Consider the following 19145-nt stretch of genomic DNA (forward strand, 5'->3'; position numbering starts at 1 on the left):
GGTAAATAATTTTATGAATAAAGGTAAGGTGACATGGTGGATATTATAGAGTTATTAAAAGCATTGATTTTGGGCTTTGTTGAAGGGATGACAGAGTTTGCGCCTGTATCTTCAACAGGTCATATGATTATCGTAGACGATATGTGGTTAAAAACTGAGGAGTTTTTAGGGAAGTATCCTGCTAATACATTTAAAATCGTTGTCCAGCTTGGTTCGATTTTAGCAGTTATCGTTGTAATGTGGAAACGAATCCTCAGCTTAGTGGGATTATATAATATCGATGGTCAATCTAAATCAATGACCAACCGATTTAACTTAGCGCATGTAATTGTTGGAATGCTGCCAGCTGTTGTATTAGGATTTGCTTTTAAGGATTTTATTGACGATCATCTTTTTAAAGTAGAACATGTGGTGTATGCTTTAGTCGCAGGAGCTATTTTAATGATTGCCGCAGATAAATTAGCGCCGCGAAAGCCAAAAATAGATTCTTTAGATAAAATTTCTTATGGCTTAGCCTTTAAAGTAGGCTTAGTGCAATGTTTATCTTTATGGCCAGGCTTCTCACGCTCAGGTGCGACGATTTCAGGTGGGGTACTATTTGGTATGAGCCACCGTGTTGCGGCTGATTTTACATTTATTATGGCTGTACCGATTATGGCAGGTGCTAGTTTAGTATCTGTTTTAAAGAACTGGGATACTTTATCTATGGACTATTTTGGCTTCTATGCTGTCGGATTTATTAGTTCATTTGTCTTTGCATTACTGTCAATTAAATTTTTCCTAGCACTGATTTCAAAAGTAAAGTTAATGCCTTTTGCTATTTACCGTTTAGTGTTAGCAGCAGTGCTTTGCGTTATTATTTTTATGTAAATAAAAGCCACTCTTCTTTTTCACAAGAAGCAGTGGCTTTCGTTATGTTGATGTGTATTTGTGAGAAATTGTGCAAAAAAATTGAGGTAATCATAATTTTTAACGTAAAAGTTAAAGATATGATTACCTCTTTATTTTGCCTGGCACGGACTTGCAAAACATTGATATTAGGGCTCGCCATAATTTTCATGTATGCAAATAGAGCTTTAATCGATTCAACTGAACAAAATACGTTAAGACAACTGAATGTTCAGTTGAATGAAAATATAGAAATAACAAGCCCTCATTAATACTTATTAAGCTACCAACTGAAGCCCTTGCATAATTCATTGCAAAAAAATTAACTACAATATCCTTAAGTGGAGGCTAAGCATGTATATGGTATTTAAAAAGGGAAACAAGTTACCCAAAAATAATAAAAAATTAAGCCGTTTCATTTGTTGCGGCTTCTTCTCCACTTGTCGAGTTCGGTGACGTTACTTTTTTACTATATAGTTCACGAGCTAACAAAAATCCTTCAATGATGCCTTCGAGTTTTAATTTCTCCTCGTGTGTAAGTAAGTTGATTTTTTTTGCGAGATCAGAATCATCAAAGTTTAACGTTTCTTGTTTAATAGCGCGCTCTTCACCAGTCATTAACCAATCTAAAGAAACATCAAAAAAATTCGCAATTGCGATTAAATACTTCGCTGTAGGAGTAGACTTTTTTTTATCATTTTCCCAATCACTGATATTTCCTTGAGATGCGCCTATAGCTTCAGCTAATTCAATAGCTTTAATATTTCTTTGTCCTCGTAGCTTCTTAATGCGTTTGCCGATTTCATTCATTATAAATAACCTCCTAATATTCGCGTAAACGAATTTTGTGCAAAAAAAGCGAATTTAAACTTGAATGAATTCGTATATGCGATACAATGTAATTAAGGGAAACAAGTTGCTCATTAGATTTTACCATTTTTAATAGGTGGAATAATAGCGACCATTATTCTTTGACAACTAAACAGGAGGAGAGGCAATGAGCGAACTAATGTACAAGCAGAATCAGGCAGTATTACAGGAGATGCAAAAGTACCGTGAGTATACGGCTGAGCAGACGGAGGCTATTAGTTGGAAAATCTCACAAGCACATAAAGCAGTGGTTCATCGCATTGATGCTTTCGTCAGAGAAGAATACAAATGCTTAGAGGAAGAGATTGAACAATTGGAACAGCAGTTACTTGTAAAGATAGCTGAGAGAAATGAATGGCTAGCTTGGTGTTATGAAGTGGAAGTCAGGGAAGGTCTGCAAATGAGCGTGGAAGTCTACCTCGAAAATACAGGAGGTGAGGAACGTGAAACAACGTCAGTTAACGCCCATGGGTAAACGTGTTGTGAAACGTTTAATCGACATGAATAAGACGCAGCAATGGCTCTGTGATGAAATTGGTACAGGCAAAACCTATTTGAACAAAATCCTACATGGGGAGCGTTCAGGTAAAAAATATTGGCCAAAAATTCATGAAGTTCTCGATTTGAAAGATGATGAACAGCAATCGGCTTGAAGTATCTCAGAGAAGGTAGGTGAGAAGGATGAAGAAAATGAGCTGGTTTAGTCGCCGACATCAGTCATTCGATGAAGGTAGAAGGAAAGTGGAGGAAACACTCACTGATGCAAGGCAAGTCTACATAATTTACGTGAACACATTGATAGCAGCGGCAAGGCTTACAGTGTCAGGATGTCTTGAGAAAATAGAGGCAGTTGGGCGTATCAAATCTTCATGCATAGCTGAAAAACTGGGGAGATGATTTACTTTATATCCTCTGGAAAGCATATAGGTTGTGGCGGAAATATCAAAAGACAAATACAATTCTTGCTGTTGTTGAAAAACAGGCATGTCAGGATAATCCTAGAGAAGATAGAGGTTTTTATTCTAGGCTCTTTGTATGTCATTTTCGTACTATTTGTGAGTATTTCATTTTTACAGCCTAAAAATATGTGATGACCATTATAATGAATGTATCAAGATAGTATCGTTGCCATATTATAAGTGTAAGAAAAAGAATGGCCGTTAGCCAAAAGGACGATTCTACGAGGAGATTTTAAGAATAAAAAATATATTAGGTATAAAGTATTATTTTTGAAAAAGGTAATAAAAAAATTATTAATAACATACATTATTTGCCTATATATTGTTCATTTAGTTAATTTAAGATTATAATTGATACATAAAGTACCAGATTATTTTTGTATTTTAATGGCATTTAGGAGGATGGGATTAGTACGTATAGATTATGATACGAGGTGGAGAGAATGTTTCAAATTGTGAATAGATCAAAGAAAAATACAATTGAAATTAACAATGATACAAATATAGGTATTTTTATTGAAGATCCAGATCGTTTATTACAATTAAAACTCATAGGTTTGAATAACTATGATCTGCAGCTAATTAAAAGTTTAAAGCTATATGTAGAACGAAATGTTGCAGATGTGGTGGCAGGATTTTATCGTGTGATTGAAAGTGTACCTACACTGCAAGAGGTTATTCAAACAAATAGCTCCAGTGAGCGATTACGCCAAACATTACGTCATCATATTATTGAAATGTTTGAAGGACGAATTGATGAAGCCTTTTTAGAAAAGCGCCGACGAGTGGCAAAAATGCATGTAAGGATCCGTCTATATCCTAAATGGTATTTAGCTGCCTTTCAAGTTCTTGAAAAATCATTAAGAAAGATTGTTTACGAGCTCCAATTAACAAAAGGCGAGGAAGAAAAATTTTGTGATGCTATCAGTAAAATTTGCAATTTTGAGCAGCAAATTGTCTTAGAAGAATATGATCACTTTGCTAATACATTGATTGAGGAACAGCGTAATAATGTGCTTGAGCATGTAAAAGAGGTGATAGGTGGCATTTCTACGCAATTAGAGACTCAATCACAAAATACCTCTAAAACTGTATCAGAGCTTGTTTATAGTGCAAAGAAGACCAATGATTTTTTAACAAATAGTATTCATGAAGCAGAATCCATGCAAAAAGTATCAAGTGATGGTTATGCTAAAATTGTCTTAATCAATGAACAAACAGGAGAAATTCATCATAAGACAGTTGAAATGGCTAATATGGTGGAACAGTTGGACCAGTCCTCATCAAAAATTAATGCAGTTGTGGAAATGGTGAAAAACATTTCAGGTCAAACCAACTTACTTGCGTTGAACTCTGCTATTGAAGCAGCACGGGCAGGCGAACACGGTAAGGGCTTTGCAGTGGTGGCGAATGAAGTACGCAAGCTTGCAGATCAAACGAAAAGTTCTGTTGAGGAAATTGCTGAGCTTATTATGATGTCTAATGGTATTACGGTACAGGTTGTTCAAGCTATTCAAGATATACAGCAACTTGTGCATAATAGTATTGAACGCAATGCCGAGTCTTTAAAAGCTTTCGATGCGATTTCTGACTCTGTTGAAGATTCTATTACTAATTTCCAAAATGTAGGGAAGCAAATTTCGGAGTTAGCAAATATTATTGAATCGATAGGTGTATCCTCAGAAGAGTTAGAAAGAGTAGCTAATCGCTTAAATACAACCATTAAAGAATTTTAGGCTATGCATAAAATCTATGCATAGTTTTTTGCATGGTTTTAGGATAAAACGATGTATTTTATGGATAAACAAAGAAATAAGCTGATAAAATTGATAATTGTTAAAAACAGCAAGTATTTATAAATAGATACAGACTAGAAAATGCTTGTGGTAAGTGTTACGCTATAGGCGAATTAGGGAATTGACTAGAGGGGTGTTTCAAACATGAAAAAGAAATTATTTATAACACGCAAATTTCCTGCACACATTGTAGAGCCTCTACAGGAGTACTACGACATCTCACAGTGGGACGAGGAAGAAATTGTGATTCCACGTGACAAATTGCTGGCAGCTGTGGCAGATTGTGAGGTGTTATGGGTAACACTTGCAGATCAAGTGAATGAGGAATTGCTGTCACATGCGCCCAACCTAAAATTAGTGACGAATTTAGCGGTTGGTTTTAACAATATAGATGTGCAAGCGTTACGAAAGCGAGGTGTTATGGCGACCAATACGCCTGGTGTATTGACAAATACAACTGCAGATTTAGTGATGGGTCTATTGCTAGCAACAGCACGTAGAATTCCAGAAAGTGAACGCTATTTACGTGAGGGCAAATGGAAGAGCTGGTATCCAATGCAATTAGTTGGGAAGGATGTGTCTGGTGCTACCATAGGTATTATTGGTATGGGACGTATTGGACAGGCTGTTGCTAGGCGGGCAAAGGGCTTTGATATGAAGGTTTTATATAATAATCGAAGACGTCGTCATGAAGCAGAAGAAATGTACGGCTTTCAGTATGCATCATTGGAGGAGCTTTTAAAGCAATCGGACTTCGTTGTTATTATGACACCATATAATAAAGATACAGTGGGGCTTATTGGTGCTGAAGAACTAGCGCTGATGAAGAATGATGCTGTTATTATTAATGCCTCACGTGGTGGTATTATTGATGAGCTGGCATTGTACGATATATTAAAAGAGGGCAAGCTGTGGGCTGCAGGGCTGGATGTATTTGAACAAGAGCCGATTGCTATGGATCATCCTTTATTAACCCTGCCAAATGTTGTAGCCTTGCCGCATATCGGTAGTGCGTCCTTAGAAACGAGAACAGCAATGCTTATGTTAAATGTAAAAGAGCTTACGGCTTATGGACAAGGTAAGGCTGTAACAAATCGCATTGATTATTAAAAAATCGGAGCGTAGTGCTCCGATTTTTTTGTTATTTATTAAATAAATCAAATAAACCACCAATACCGCCTTCACCTTTCGATTGGCCGCCACCGCCTTGGGAAATAGGTGCTGCTGCAAAGACGCGGCTTGCTAAACGACTAAATGGTAATGATTGTACCCAAACTTTACCTGGACCACGTAATGTAGCAAAGAAAATACCCTCTCCGCCAAATAGTGCCGTTTTTACGCCTCCAACTAGCTCGATATCATAGTCTACGCTAGCAGTCATCGCTACTAGACAGCCAGTGTCCACACGTAAAACCTCTCCAGGCTGTAATGTTTTTTCATGAATAGTACCACCTGCATGAACAAATGCCATGCCATCTCCTTCAAGCTTTTGCATAATAAAGCCCTCACCACCAAAGAAGCCTGTACCGATTTTTTTCTGGAATTCAACGCCAATAGAAACCCCTTTAGCCGCTGCTAGAAAGGCATCCTTTTGACAAATAATTTTGCCATTTAATTGACTTAAATCCATTGGAATAATTTTTCCTGGGTACGGTGAAGCAAAATAAACATGCTTTTTACCTGAGCCAACGTTTGTAAAGGTCGTCATAAATAAACTTTCGCCTGTAATCATTCGTTTACCAGCACCTAGTAATTTCCCCATTATTCCACTTTGTGAGCTGCCTCTTGAACCATCACCAAAAATTGTTTCCATATGGATGGCATCATCCATCATCATTAAAGCGCCTGCTTCCGCCACAACAGTTTCTTGGGGATCAAGCTCCACTTGCACATACTGCATATCGTCACCAAACAACTTGTAGTCAATTTCATGGTTATTCATAAAGAGATTCCTCCAATAATAAATTTATTGTTATTATATACGGTAATCAGTCACATTAGTTTCAATGGAAAATTAAATATTTTAGAAAAAAAGGGAATTAGACAGAAAATGTCGAATATAAAAAACTAGAATGTGTATAATTTATTTTCATTTAATGAAGGGTGTGGTGAATATACATAACCTTAAACGGCTATCCCTTTCCATACATGGATAGGGTAAAGTTTTACGTTAAATGAAAATAAAGCCTCTGGCAGTTGTCGTTGATAGTTGTTTTACGGACGTATTACAAAGGTAAAATGTGTTTTTAAAATTCGGAATTTTGACATATTTAATTTTAATGAAAGTCATATATTCTGTACCTATGGAATACGACTGGTCAATAGCCGAGGCATCATAGAGTATTTCAGGGGGTGTGTGAAGTGGAGATAAAAAACTATATCGGTGGTAAATGGAAGGCACATTCACATTTACAAAGTATAGCAGTGACGAACCCTGCAAATGGAGAGCAGCTAGCCACCATCCCTCGTTCAACTGCAAGCGAGGTAGATGAGGCTGTAGTAGCTGCCAAACAAGCCCAGAAAAGTTGGGCACTTGTACCAGCGCCAAAGCGTGCAGACTATTTATATGCCATCGGTCAAAAAATGAAAGAAAAAAAGGAATATTTGGCGACCGTTTTAACAAAAGAGATGGGTAAGGTTATTGAAGAAGCTAGAGGAGAGGTGCAAGAAGGCATCGATATGGCTTACTATATGGCTGGGGAAGGTCGCAGGTTGTTTGGTGAGACGACACCATCTGAGCTAGCTAATAAGTTTGCAATGAGTGTAAGAGCGCCTATTGGTGTTGTGGCACTTATTACTCCTTGGAATTTCCCTATTGCTATTGCAACATGGAAGTCATTTCCTGCAATTGTTGCAGGGAATACATTTATTTGGAAGCCTTCAAATGAGACACCAATGATGGCCTATGAAATGGGTAAAATTTTTGAAGAAGTAGGCTTACCAGATGGTGTAGCAAATATTGTATTTGGTACAGGACCTACAGTTGGAACAGCTTTAATTGAACATCCCGATGTAAAGGTTATCTCCTTTACAGGTTCTACAACAACAGGTAGTAAAGTAGCTGAGCTTGGCGGTAAGCATTTAAAGAAGATTTCTTTAGAGATGGGTGGAAAAAATGCTGTGATTGTCATGGATGATGCTGATTTGCAGCTCGCTACAGAGGGAATTTTATGGAGTGCATTTGGCACAGCTGGGCAAAGATGTACGGCATGTAGTCGAGTGATTGTGCATAAAGATGTAAAAGAGCAGTTGGAACAACGCCTCTTGGAAGAAATACAAAAACTAACCGTTGGGAACGGCTTAGATGAAGGCGTTAAAATTGGACCAGTGATTAATAAAGCTGCATTAGAAAAAATTAATCACTATGTGCAAATAGGTAAACAGGAGGGAGCCACATTATTAGCAGGTGGCAATATATTAAATGAGTCACCATATAATAATGGGTTTTATTATGAGCCAACATTGTTTACGAATGTCAAGCCTGACATGATTATTGCGCAAGAGGAAATCTTTGGTCCAGTCGTTTCACTAATTGAGGTAGCTAGTTTAGAGGAAGCAATCGAAGTAAATAATGGCGTGAAATTTGGCTTATCTAGCTCAATTTTCTCACAGGATGTAAATACAATTTTCCGCGCCCAACGTGATTTAGACACAGGAATCGTTTATGTAAATGCTGGCACAACTGGTGCTGAAATTCATTTGCCCTTCGGTGGTACAAAAGGGACAGGAAATGGACACCGTGACTCAGGTGTTGCCGCCCTTGATGTATACACGGAATGGAAGAGCATTTATATAGACTACAGCGGTAAATTACAAAGAGCACAAATCGATACAGAATAACAGATCAGCGAAAGGGGATGTTCTTGATGAAGGTTGTTGTATTAGGTGCAGGTTTAATGGGGAAAGAGGTAGCTCGTGATTTAGTAAAAAATGACGAAGTGAAGCGTGTATTTTTAAGTGATATTGATATAAATGTGGCACAGGATTTTGTGGACACACTGGGCTCAGATAAGATTGAGGTTGTGGAGCTTCATGCTGAAAGTGATGATTCATTAATGGAGGTCATCGCAAAAGGGGATGTTGTTGTCAATGCGCTTTTCTATTCCTTCAATGAGCGAGTAGCAAGAGCGGCAATTGAGGTAGGTGTGCATTCCGTAGACTTAGGTGGACATATTGGTGGAATAACAGAAAAAATATTAGAGCTTCATGAGGAAGCAAAGGCAAAGGGTGTCACAATTATCCCTGACCTAGGTGTTGCACCAGGTATGGTTAATATCCTAACAGGCTATGGTGCATCTAAATTAGATGACGTTGAATCTATTAAACTATTTGTTGGAGGTATTCCAACTGAGCCTAAGCCGCCACTTCACTATACACGTGTATTTTCTTTAGATGGTGTTTTCGATCATTATACAGAGCCTTCTAAAACAATTCAAAAGGGTGTACTTGAGGAAGTACCATCCTTATCAGGCATTGAGCCTATTTATTTTGATGAGTTTGGTGTGCTGGAGGCATTCTATACATCTGGAGGAATCTCCACGCTGTATAAGACATTCCCAAATGTCCGCACATTAGAATATAAAACAATTCGCTATAAAGGGCATGCAGAGAAGTTTAAGTTATTAGCTGATTTAGGCTTCCTTGATACCACAAATACAGTAGAGGTGGATCATCAAGAAGTACCTGTTCGTGCAGTAGTGCGTGAAGCACTTAAAAAGAAACTTGAGCTAGGGACAAAACCAGATGCTGTACTTCTACGTGTCATTGTAGCGGGTGAAAAAGCAGAGCAGCAAGTGACATATGAATATGAAATGGTTGTACGCAAGGATATGACAATTAATGAAACAGCTATGGCACGTGCTACAGCTAATACCATTTCGGTTGTTGCCCAAATGGTAGGGTCAGGCGTGATTACGGAGCGTGGGGTGTTTGCACCTGAATCAATTGTACCTGGTGATATGTATATTGAAGAGATGGCAAAACGTGGTGTAGTGATTAAGGAGACGTCTCATAAGTCTGCAATGATTGTGAAATGGTAGGTGCTGGCCATGAATTTTGAAATGTCCACTGAACAGGAAATGCTACGAAAAACAGTTAGACAATTTGTTGATGATGAAATTATTCCTTACATCGCAAAATGGGATGCAGAAGGCGGCTTTGATGCCAAAATTTGGTCAAGACTTGCAGAGCTAGGCTTAATGGGTGTTTGTGTTCCTGAACGATACGGCGGTAGCGGTATGGATTATAACGCGCTTGCGATTGTATGTGAGGAGCTTGAAAGAGGGGATACAGCGTTTCGTACAGCTGTATCCGTTCATACAGGCTTAAATAGCATGACCTTAATGCAGTGGGGTACTGAAGAACAGAAGCAGGAGTATCTTGTACCACAGGCTAAGGGTGTTCGAATTGGCGCATTTGGCTTAACAGAGCCAGGAGCAGGCTCTGATGTAGCGGCTATGTCGACAACTGCTGTTCGCGATGGTGACCATTATATTATCAATGGACAAAAAACATGGATTTCTTTGTGTGATATCGCTGATCATTTTCTTGTTTTTGCGTATACAGATAAATCCAAAAAGCATCATGGGATTAGTGCATTTATTGTAGAACGTTCTATGGCTGGGTTCTCCTCAAAGGCTATTAAAGGGAAGTATGGTATTCGCGCAGGCAATACAGGTGAGCTCTTTTTTGAGGATTTACGTGTACCTGTGGAAAATCGCCTTGGCGAGGAAGGTGAGGGCTTTAAAATTGCTATGTCTGCGCTTGATAATGGTCGTTTTACAGTAGCAGCAGGTGCTGTAGGCTTGATGCAAGCATGCATAGAGGCTAGCGTAAAATACTGTCATGAACGCGAAACATTTGGCAAGTCTATTGGAGAGCATCAGCTTGTGGGACAAATGATTGCCAATATGGAGGCTGGCTATCAAATGAGCCAACTTCTTGTTTATCGTGTTGGTGAATTAAAAAACAAGGGTGTTCGCAACACAAGAGAAACCTCTTTAGCAAAATGGCAGGCGTGTAATTTTGCTAATAAGGCTGCTGATGATGCTGTACAAATTCATGGCGCATACGGTTATTCAGATGAGTATCCAGTAGCTCGTTATTTACGCAACTCCAAAGCACCAGTTATTTATGAAGGCACTCGTGAGATTCATACGATTATGCAGGCTGATTATGTGCTAGGAAGGCGTCATGATAAGCCATTGACAAAAATGCTGCCCAAATGGCCATTTGAAGAATAAACGAGAGGGATTTTATTGCCCTCTCGTTTTTTTGTGTAGGCAGTAAAAAAATTTCAGAAAAATGTAACTTTCACACTCATTGGTAGTCTAATTGATAAACAAGTATATGAAGGTGAGGGAAAATCATGAAAAAGAAATGGTTAGTTATTCTATTAATTACTGTTTTAGCAATAATGCCTGGCATTTTCACATGGGTTATAAAAACAGATGTAACCGCAAAGGCTGTTAGCACAAGTATGACTACGCAGGATTGGCAGGTATCCTTTTCTGTCGCTTTAAAGAAAGACAAAATCATAGAGGACTATGTCTATGTCACGACAGATAAGGGCGAAAAAGTACCTGCAACAATTGACTTGCTAAAAGATCGAAAAACATTAGTGGTTAAGAGCATGGAGGCAGGCAGTTATCAATTACATGTGAAAAAAGAGGCGTTTGACCATGGTTTTAAGGTAGACTCACAGGTTATTCCATTTACGATTATTACAACAGTAACAGCCGTAAAATCTGAGAAAGAGCTACAGCAATATTTTGAGCAGCTATTAGCCAATCAAAAGTATACTGTGTGGCTAGAAAGTGAACAAAGTGCTCCAAGCGCAAGTAGTGAGGACAAAGCAAGTACAGCGAACGAATCTTCCACAAATAATCAGGTAGAAGGTGTGGAGGAGGGCGATATTGTTGTCGTCAAAGATGGCTATATTTATTCGATTAAGGATCAGGGCATTACCGTTGTGAATGCGAAAGACCCAAACAATTTAAAATTGGTGAAAACGATTAAATTTAAAGAATCTCACTATATAACGAAGCTTGCATTATACGATAATCTTTTAATTGCCATTGGAGATGAATATTCGCAGAAAGCAGGCACAAGTATGGCAACAGCTTCTCTGTATGATATTAGCAATCCTGAAAAGCCAAAGCATCTACGGGATGTAGGGCAAGAGGGGTATTTACAAGATATTCGTATTACGAATGGCACATTGTATTTAATTGGAAATATGCATCCGAATTATTGGTTATTACAGGAGCAAAAAGAGCCAGATTTAAAACCAAAAACTTTCGACAGTGCAGAAGGAAAAGAATTCAAAAGCCTACCTTTAGAGAAAATCTCTATTTTACCAAATACAATGGATGGCATATATAGTATCATTACAGCCATTGATTTAAAAAATGGCGCTAAAGGAACTGCCAATACAAAAGGGTACTTAGGTGGTAGTAGTGGACTTTATATGTCAGAGAATGCACTGTATGTAACAGCCCCAATTTATGAAAAAAATGTTGTTTCTCCTGCAAATGAGCGAATGATGGATAGAATATGGCTACCAAGAACAACAGATACACAAATTTTTAAATGGACTGTAGATGGTACAGCGATGAACTTTGTTGGAAGTGCAGAGGTAAAGGGGACGGTATTAAATCAATATTCTATGGATGAACATAAAGGAAACTTCCGTATTTTCACAACAGAAGGCAATACATGGGATGAAAAAAATATTTCACGTAACCATCTCTTTATTTTAGATGAGCACTTACAACAGCTTGGTGCGGTGAAGGATTTAGCACCGGGAGAAAGAATCTACTCTGCTCGCTTTATGGAGGAGAAGGCTTATGTCGTAACATTTAAGCAAGTGGACCCACTGTTTGTGATTGATGTAGCAAATCCAAATAAACCAACTGTCTTAGGGGAGCTAAAGATTCCTGGTTTTAGTAATTACCTACATCCATTAGATGATACACATTTAATTGGTATTGGCTACGATACAGAACAGCGCTATGATGCCTATTCAAAGCAAAACTTCACGGTCACGACGAATATGAAAATGTCATTATTTGATGTATCAGACTTCCGTAATCCAAAAGAGCAATCAACGGTAAAAATTGGGGGCAAAGGCTCATACTCTGAGGTCCAGTACAATCCAAAGGCACTCTTCCAAAATATGGAATATAGCTATTTCGGCTTCCCAGTCGTTTTATATGAGGCAGGTCAGAATGATAATATTGTTTACAAAGGTCAGGGTGCTCAAATTTACGAAATCACAGCTAATAAGGGTATTGCCCTAAAAGGAAATCTTATTAATGCATCCACTGGTGAACAGTATGAAAATTGGGCGCACACTGTACAACGAGTTGTCTATATAAATGATACTCTTTATACAATAGCACCCAATGAGGTCAAGAGCTATCAGCTAAAGGACTTCAAACAACTTGATACATTAACAATCAAATAAAAACAAAGTCCAATGAATTCGATTTTGATATTCATTGGACTTTTGCTTTATTGACGATATGGTAAAATCTCTGAAACTGTAACAAATTCATAGCCCTGCTCTTGTAGATAAGCAAGCACAGCATCCAATCCATCCGCAGTTGACTGATGAATATCATGCATTAAGACAATCGCATTATTGTGTAAATTATTTTTTACATGGGGTAATAATTGCTGTGCATTACGATGCTTCCAATCTAAGGTGTCGATGGTCCATAGTACAACAGGTATAGGAATCTCCGCATTAATCGCATCATTTGTTGCCCCATATGGTGGTCTAAATACAGTGGCTCCTTGGTTAATAGCCTTTTCTATTTCAGCAGCAGTAGAATTAAACTCCTTCATCACCTGCTCATGTGTTAGCTTTGTTAAAACAGGATGGTTCCATGTATGATTACCTACCTCATGACCACGTGCAAGGACATCATTGGCAATATCAGGATAATACTGTACACGACTACCAAGCATAAAGAAGGTTGCTTTTGCATGATATTTATCGAGAATATTTAAAATTTGCTCCGTCACTTTAGGGTGTGGCCCATCATCGAAAGTGAGTGCAATTCGTTTTTTAGTAGGATCACCTGTAGGCGTTGGCTTTGTTGGCTGAACGTTTTCCATCGCAATTTGAAAATCAGAGGCTAACAACGGATTAATCAGTGACAGAGATAGTTTAACAACTGGCGCACCAGCTGCCCCGTTAGCAATCTCATACTCATTGAAATAGAATTGTAATGAATCATCTACAATAGCAAAGCGCTCAAAATTAGACCATTTTGGCTCAGTAGCCATTAATAGCTCTTCATCCAATAACTCATCCTTTATTTGGAGATTTTTTTGCAAATCCTTTCGCACATTTGCAGCTAATGTTGATAAGTTGTTTTCATCATTTTGCAATAATGTTTGGATTGAAATTTGTTCTCCTGTTTCATTGTTAATGAAGAATGTTTTGATTGAGACTTCATGATTTGCTCCGCCTAAGTACAGCATTTTTGTTAGCACAAAGGAATAGTAATGTTCTCGATAGGGGAACGTTTCAAAACTAATATTTAGTTCGCCCATCGCTTCTTTATCTTTATTTTTTTTCATAGACGCTAGATAGTTTTCTTTTGAATCCGATATGTATTGTAATACGGCATCATTAAAAGCATCATTATCTGTTTGTGGATAGTGAATCGCAAAAGGTGTACGGTGATCGTTTGAAACATCTGTGACAATTCGTATTCCTGGAAACGCAGAACTTTCTGTTGATAAATTGCTATTAACCGATTCTGTATCGGTTTCTTTTGAAGCATTAATTTTTTGGAACTTAAATTCATCCTTTGATAGGATAATAACAAGTATAATTGTTGTTAAGGTAACAATAAGGCCAAGTAATAAGAAATCTATTATTGGGCCGCGTCTTCTTCTGCGTTCCTGCATGATGTTGGATACGCTCCCCTCTTTTTATTTTCTATACAATCAGACGTGTTAACTATTGAAAAAGTTATACAAATTGGCAAACTTTTTATGTGAATTTATAAAAATAATTCCAAATAGGATAATATGCCTCTGTGCTCTCTATAAGTAGTGAAATCAATACCAATTTATCCTTTTTGCAGTGATTGCTTAAAACCAAACATAATTGATGGAAAGAAAGCTAAATTTGCGGTTGAGTTTTTATTGGCAGTTCGATACTATTGGCAAGGAACCTTTTGAAGGAGGCAGATAGCTGCAATGGTCTTACAAGAAGCGGATAATGAACTTACAATTGACTGTTTGTTGCTTGCAGGACGTATTATGATTGAAAGTGGTGCAGAAACATATCGTGTAGAAGATACGATGCTGCGGATGGCTACATCTCAAAATATGACAAATGCACAATGTTATGCAACACCAACGGGAATCATTTTTTCATTAGGCAAGACACAGCCAACGAGAATTACATCGATTTCTAAAAGGGTTACAGATTTACAAAAAATAGCCCTGGTAAATTCAGTATCTCGGAGACTTACATCTCACATGATAACATTAGAAGAGGCTTATGACGAGCTAAAGTCGATACAAAAAACAAATTATTTTTTACCAACTTATTTACAAGTTCTAGCAGCTGCTTTAGCAAGTGGTTGCTTCCTGATTATGTTTCAGGGAGGGTGGTCTGATTTTCCTATAGCCTGTTTAGCAGGTGGGCTAGGCTTCCTAGTACTTATCATTATTAATCATTTAACAAAGGTAAAGTTTTTCTCAGAATTTACAGCATCTCTTGTTATTGGCTTTATTGCCTTCTTTTCAGAAAAATACGGTTATGGCACGGAAATTGATAAAATTATTATTAGTTCTGTGATGCCCCTTGTACCAGGTATATTAATTACGAATGCAGTGCGTGATTTAATGGCAGGTCATTTTATGTCAGGGATGGCAAAGGGGGCAGAGGCTTTTTTAACAGCCTTTGCTATTGGTGCAGCAATAGCCGTCACTCTAGGATTTTAGGAGGCAGACCAGATAAACATGATGGATATTATTACACAAATCATTGTTAGCTTCTTTGCAACTGCTGGCATTGCTATTATTTTTAATGTTCCTAGAAAAACGCTGGTTCATTGTGGACTTGTCGGGGTTATTGGCTGGATTATTTATTATAGTTTAACAGAGCGAGGAATGGATGTTGTGAATGCTTCCTTTTTCGGCTCATTCGTCATTGCCATTGTGGCTCATTTATATGCTCGACGTTTTAAAATACCGATGATTATTTTTATAGTAGGTGGTATTATCCCATTAGTTCCAGGGGGTATGGCCTATAATGCGATGCGCAATGTTGTGGCGGATGATTATTTACAGGGCTTGCAATATGGCTTAAAGGCATTTTTAATTACAGGAGCGATTGTCATGGGGCTTGTTTTTGCAGAAGTATTTACACAGCTTATTGTTCGTGCCATTCGCTTAAGTAAGGTAAAATTACAGAGAGTTTATAAAAAAATAGCAAAATAAGGAGGCCACGTTACAGACGTAGCCTCCTTGTTTTATGATTGCTTTTGCACAAGCAAGGTAGTAATTTCTTCAGGTGTAACAGGCTTGCTAATATAAAAGCCTTGCATAGCATCACAGCCATAAGTAGCTAATAGCTTAGCTTGTTCTGCTGTTTCAACACCTTCTGCTACGACTTTTAAGCCCATTGATTTTCCTAGCTGTACCATACCATGCATTAGCTTTTGTGTTTTTTCAGATTTTAATAATGAGCTTGTAAAGGTTTGATCGATTTTTAATGTGTCTATCGGTAAAATTTGCATATATTTAAACGACCCATAGCCTGTACCAAAATCATCTAAAACAAAGGTAATGCCTTCATTTTCAAGCTTCCGCATTTGTTGAATAATAGAAGATGCAGCTTCAGCTTCAAGGGCAAATTTTTCGGTAATTTCAATTTGCAGAAGACTTGCTGAACAACCTGTTTTGGCTAGCGTATTAAGGATGGACTTTGCCATATTTTTATCACGAAATTCTCGGACAGATAAGTTGATGGATACTTTAAAATCATAACCAGCCTTTTTCCAAGTTAATGCCTGTTCACAAGCTTTTTCTAGCATAAAGGACCCAATATTATTAATAAGACCTGTTTCTTCAGCAATAGGAATTAACTCATCAGGTGACACAACACCGATTATTTCGTCTTCCCACCGTACAAGTGCTTCAACAGTTATAATATGACCAGAAACAATATCGATTTGTGGTTGATAAAATACCTTTAAATTCTTTTGGTCAAGTGCTTGAAGCAGACGTTTTTCAATTAAAGCTTTGCGATTTAAAGCTTTATGTGTAGCCGTTGACAGTGACACAATTTTATTACCACCAGCCTCACGTACTGTTGAAATTGTTGCAATGGAAGCTTTCATAAGCTGAGAGAATGTCGTTTGATCTTCAGGATATCTTGTTATTCCACCGCTAATCGAAAGGGGAACTGCCACATTGCCACTATAGATAGGGTGCTGCTGTAAATAAGGTAAGAAGCCTTGAATAAACCACTCACTTAAAGGCGTAATAACAACAAAATCATTTTCATTAATGCGAGCCATTGTACTATCTTGGAAGTACATTTGGATGCGATTTGTAAATTCGGTAATAAGACTTTGATTAATTTGCTGGTCATGTAATTCTTTTAATGTGTAAAATTTATCAATACTTAAATACACAAAAGAAAAATGTCTTGCTTCTTCTACCATAGTAGCAATGACTTTTTCAAGTCGATGGGCATTCATCAAACCTGTTTCTGTATCAATGTAAGCTATTTTTTCTAGCTGTTGTTGGATTTTCTTTGATTTGGTAATATCCTTTTCGACTAAGATAAATTGCTGCTCATTCGTTTCAAAATTAAACGTCGGGATAGCTGTTAGCAATACCCAATAGACTTGCCCTGTTTTAGTGATTTTTTCAACTTCACCTTGCCAAGTATGACCATTGTTTAAGGTACGCCAAATCGTATTTGTGACCTTTTCATTATCAGGGAATAGCTGCCAAAATGTTTTACCAATAACACGTTTTGGTGTCCATTGGCTAGTTTTTAAAAATTCATTATTACATTCCAAAATAAATCCATCATGGTCAAGCGTCACTGTCATAAAGGTCGTATCTATTCCCTGCTTTAGGTCAACAAATGCACTGCTAGTAGAAATAGTTTTTAACATTAGCTCCGGAAGCATAAAAATAAGAAGAATAAAACGCTCATCTTGTTCTGTAAATGGCTTAGCTAGTAGTGCTGTCGTAATTTCTGTATTTGTAGAGGTGTTTACTTGAATACTGTCTATATACGTACTGTCCTCATTTTGCAAAATGGAATGGACTGTTTCCACTGTAAGCTGACGTAGTAGATTTTCATGTATGAATGGAGTAGTATTTCCTGTAATATCATTAGCTGAAAAACCAATCAGATGTTCGGCGAGCTTCCCCCAAATAATCGCTTGTCCATCTTGATTTATGATAATTGCAGGAAAAGGAAGTGAATTTAGATAATGTTCATCAATCGTAAATGATTTATGCATATGACTCATGATTATTCGATCTCCTTGGGTAATCAATATATACTATCTATTATAGATAATTATCGGGAATTAGTCATTATGAATATATATGTAAATATTTGATAGTAAAAATATTTAGGACTTTCCTAATGAATTGTGAGAAAAGATTTGAAGAAAAATAATATTTTTTAGTATGTATATAGGAAGTAGGCTTGGTATGAAACGTTTAAATGGGATTATATTTATTGTCACAGGTGCTATGTTATGGGGAGCCACTGGACCTCTGATGGAATGGTTGCTTAACCATACATCAATGACGGTTTCCTTTTTGTTAACAATCCGTTTATCAGTTGCAGGTATTGGATTACTTACGTATTTATTGTTAACAGGAAAAAATATTTTTGGTATTTGGCAGCATAAATTATGGGGTAGACAGCTTGTTATTTTTAGTATTGTTGGAATGTTAGGTGTACAATTTTCTTTTGTAGCAGCAATTAATGCCAGTAACGCTGTAGTAGCAACCTTACTCCAATTTCTAGCACCGATATTTGTGGTGGCATATGTCTCTCTTAGTTTAAAGAAATGGCCACCAAAATATCAAGTATTAGGTATTATTGGCACACTTGTTGGATTATTTCTGTTACTAACGAATGCCTCATTCGATAGTTTGCTTATTAGTCCAAAAGCCTTGATATGGGGAATAGCTGTAGGCTTAGCCTTTGCATTTTACACTCTGTATCCTGCTCCATTGATGAAAGAATGGGGTGTACTTTCAGTTGTGGGATGGGGGATGCTAGTAGGTGGTGTAGCATTAGGTATAGTAAGTCGTATATGGCAGTCTGATCAATGGATGGTTTTGTTGGAGTTTCAGATTGCTCTGTTAATGATCGCATTAATATTTTTGGGTACGGTCGCCTTTATTTTATTTTTAAGCAGTATGCACTATATTTCGGCAGTCGAAACGAGTGTTCTTTCTAGTATTGAACCATTAACTGCGATGTTTATTTCGGTAATTGTTTTCGGTACATCTTTAGGCTTTTGGCAATTAATTGGGGTATTCGTTATGCTTGTTTGTGTAACATGGCTTTCAATAGCTGGGGAAAAGGCGTAAGTTTATGATCTTTAAATTTTTAAACTAG

General features: G+C 37.4%; 17 protein-coding genes. 12 read left to right on the top strand and 5 right to left on the bottom strand.

What is annotated here, in order from left to right:
* Positions 1-36 precede the first annotated feature (36 nt).
* Positions 37-870, top strand: coding sequence for an undecaprenyl-diphosphate phosphatase (locus MHB44_RS02430; protein ID WP_053993417.1), 834 nt, complete (start codon positions 37-39; stop codon positions 868-870).
* Positions 871-1293: 423 nt separating this feature from the next.
* Here the strand turns inward: MHB44_RS02430 and MHB44_RS02435 are convergent, their stop codons facing one another.
* Entirely contained in the window at positions 1294-1698 is a 405-nt protein-coding gene (locus MHB44_RS02435) for a helix-turn-helix transcriptional regulator (RefSeq protein WP_341301440.1), read from the bottom strand.
* A gap of 187 nt (positions 1699-1885) precedes the next feature.
* Here MHB44_RS02435 and MHB44_RS02440 point away from each other — a divergent pair, with 187 nt between their 5' ends.
* Complete coding sequence (locus MHB44_RS02440) at positions 1886-2233, top strand: hypothetical protein (protein WP_341301441.1); 348 nt, start codon at positions 1886-1888, stop codon at positions 2231-2233.
* Positions 2202-2411, top strand: a complete 210-nt coding sequence (locus MHB44_RS02445; RefSeq protein ID WP_341301442.1) for a transcriptional regulator — start codon at positions 2202-2204, stop codon at positions 2409-2411. Before MHB44_RS02440 ends, MHB44_RS02445 begins: the two co-directional genes overlap by 32 nt.
* 129 nt (positions 2412-2540) lie before the next feature.
* Here MHB44_RS02445 and MHB44_RS02450 read toward each other — a convergent pair whose 3' ends face one another.
* Positions 2541-2744, bottom strand: a complete 204-nt coding sequence (locus tag MHB44_RS02450; protein WP_341301443.1) for a hypothetical protein — start codon at positions 2742-2744, stop codon at positions 2541-2543.
* A gap of 416 nt (positions 2745-3160) precedes the next feature.
* Here MHB44_RS02450 and MHB44_RS02455 point away from each other — a divergent pair, with 416 nt between their 5' ends.
* Both MHB44_RS02455 and MHB44_RS02460 read left to right on the top strand, forming a co-directional pair.
* Positions 3161-4453 (top strand): globin-coupled sensor protein, encoded by a 1293-nt coding sequence (locus MHB44_RS02455; RefSeq protein ID WP_341301444.1) that lies wholly within the window; start codon positions 3161-3163, stop codon positions 4451-4453.
* 204 nt (positions 4454-4657) lie between these two features.
* Positions 4658-5623 carry a D-glycerate dehydrogenase gene (locus MHB44_RS02460; RefSeq protein WP_341301445.1) on the top strand — a complete coding sequence of 322 codons (966 nt, stop codon included), beginning with the start codon at positions 4658-4660 and terminating at the stop codon, positions 5621-5623.
* 31 nt (positions 5624-5654) lie between these two features.
* Here the strand turns inward: MHB44_RS02460 and MHB44_RS02465 are convergent, their stop codons facing one another.
* Complete coding sequence (locus MHB44_RS02465; RefSeq protein ID WP_341301446.1) at positions 5655-6455, bottom strand: TIGR00266 family protein; 801 nt, start codon at positions 6453-6455, stop codon at positions 5655-5657.
* A gap of 419 nt (positions 6456-6874) precedes the next feature.
* Between MHB44_RS02465 and MHB44_RS02470 the strand changes: the two genes are divergently transcribed.
* From MHB44_RS02470 to MHB44_RS02485, 4 genes are all read left to right on the top strand, one after another.
* Positions 6875-8353 (top strand): aldehyde dehydrogenase family protein, encoded by a 1479-nt coding sequence (locus MHB44_RS02470; RefSeq protein WP_341301447.1) that lies wholly within the window; start codon positions 6875-6877, stop codon positions 8351-8353.
* Positions 8354-8379: 26 nt separating this feature from the next.
* Entirely contained in the window at positions 8380-9552 is a 1173-nt protein-coding gene (locus MHB44_RS02475) for a saccharopine dehydrogenase C-terminal domain-containing protein (protein ID WP_341301448.1), read from the top strand.
* 9 nt (positions 9553-9561) lie between these two features.
* On the top strand, positions 9562-10755 hold the full coding sequence (locus MHB44_RS02480; protein WP_341301449.1) for an acyl-CoA dehydrogenase family protein: 1194 nt from the start codon (positions 9562-9564) through the stop codon (positions 10753-10755).
* A 125-nt stretch (positions 10756-10880) separates the two neighbouring features.
* The gene (locus tag MHB44_RS02485) at positions 10881-12980 is read left to right on the top strand and encodes a beta-propeller domain-containing protein (protein ID WP_341301450.1); all 2100 of its coding nucleotides are present in this window, start codon (positions 10881-10883) and stop codon (positions 12978-12980) included.
* 47 nt (positions 12981-13027) lie between these two features.
* Here MHB44_RS02485 and MHB44_RS02490 read toward each other — a convergent pair whose 3' ends face one another.
* Positions 13028-14437, bottom strand: a complete 1410-nt coding sequence (locus tag MHB44_RS02490) for a polysaccharide deacetylase family protein (RefSeq protein ID WP_341301451.1) — start codon at positions 14435-14437, stop codon at positions 13028-13030.
* Positions 14438-14731: 294 nt separating this feature from the next.
* Here MHB44_RS02490 and MHB44_RS02495 point away from each other — a divergent pair, with 294 nt between their 5' ends.
* Together MHB44_RS02495 and MHB44_RS02500 are read left to right on the top strand one after the other, a co-directional pair.
* Positions 14732-15484 carry a threonine/serine exporter family protein gene (locus MHB44_RS02495; RefSeq protein ID WP_341301452.1) on the top strand — a complete coding sequence of 251 codons (753 nt, stop codon included), beginning with the start codon at positions 14732-14734 and terminating at the stop codon, positions 15482-15484.
* 21 nt (positions 15485-15505) lie between these two features.
* Positions 15506-15982: a threonine/serine exporter family protein gene (locus tag MHB44_RS02500; protein ID WP_341302906.1), complete on the top strand. Its 477-nt coding sequence runs from the start codon at positions 15506-15508 to the stop codon at positions 15980-15982.
* Positions 15983-16014: 32 nt separating this feature from the next.
* On the opposite strand, the gene MHB44_RS02505 is transcribed toward MHB44_RS02500, so the two are convergent.
* Positions 16015-18036: an EAL domain-containing protein gene (locus MHB44_RS02505; protein ID WP_341301453.1), complete on the bottom strand. Its 2022-nt coding sequence runs from the start codon at positions 18034-18036 to the stop codon at positions 16015-16017.
* A 187-nt stretch (positions 18037-18223) separates the two neighbouring features.
* Between MHB44_RS02505 and MHB44_RS02510 the strand changes: the two genes are divergently transcribed.
* Entirely contained in the window at positions 18224-19117 is an 894-nt protein-coding gene (locus tag MHB44_RS02510) for an EamA family transporter (RefSeq protein ID WP_341301454.1), read from the top strand.
* The last annotated feature ends 28 nt before the right edge of the window (positions 19118-19145 follow it).

This window comes from Lysinibacillus sp. FSL H8-0500, assembly GCF_038051955.1.
Lineage (GTDB): Bacteria > Bacillota > Bacilli > Bacillales_A > Planococcaceae > Lysinibacillus > Lysinibacillus macroides.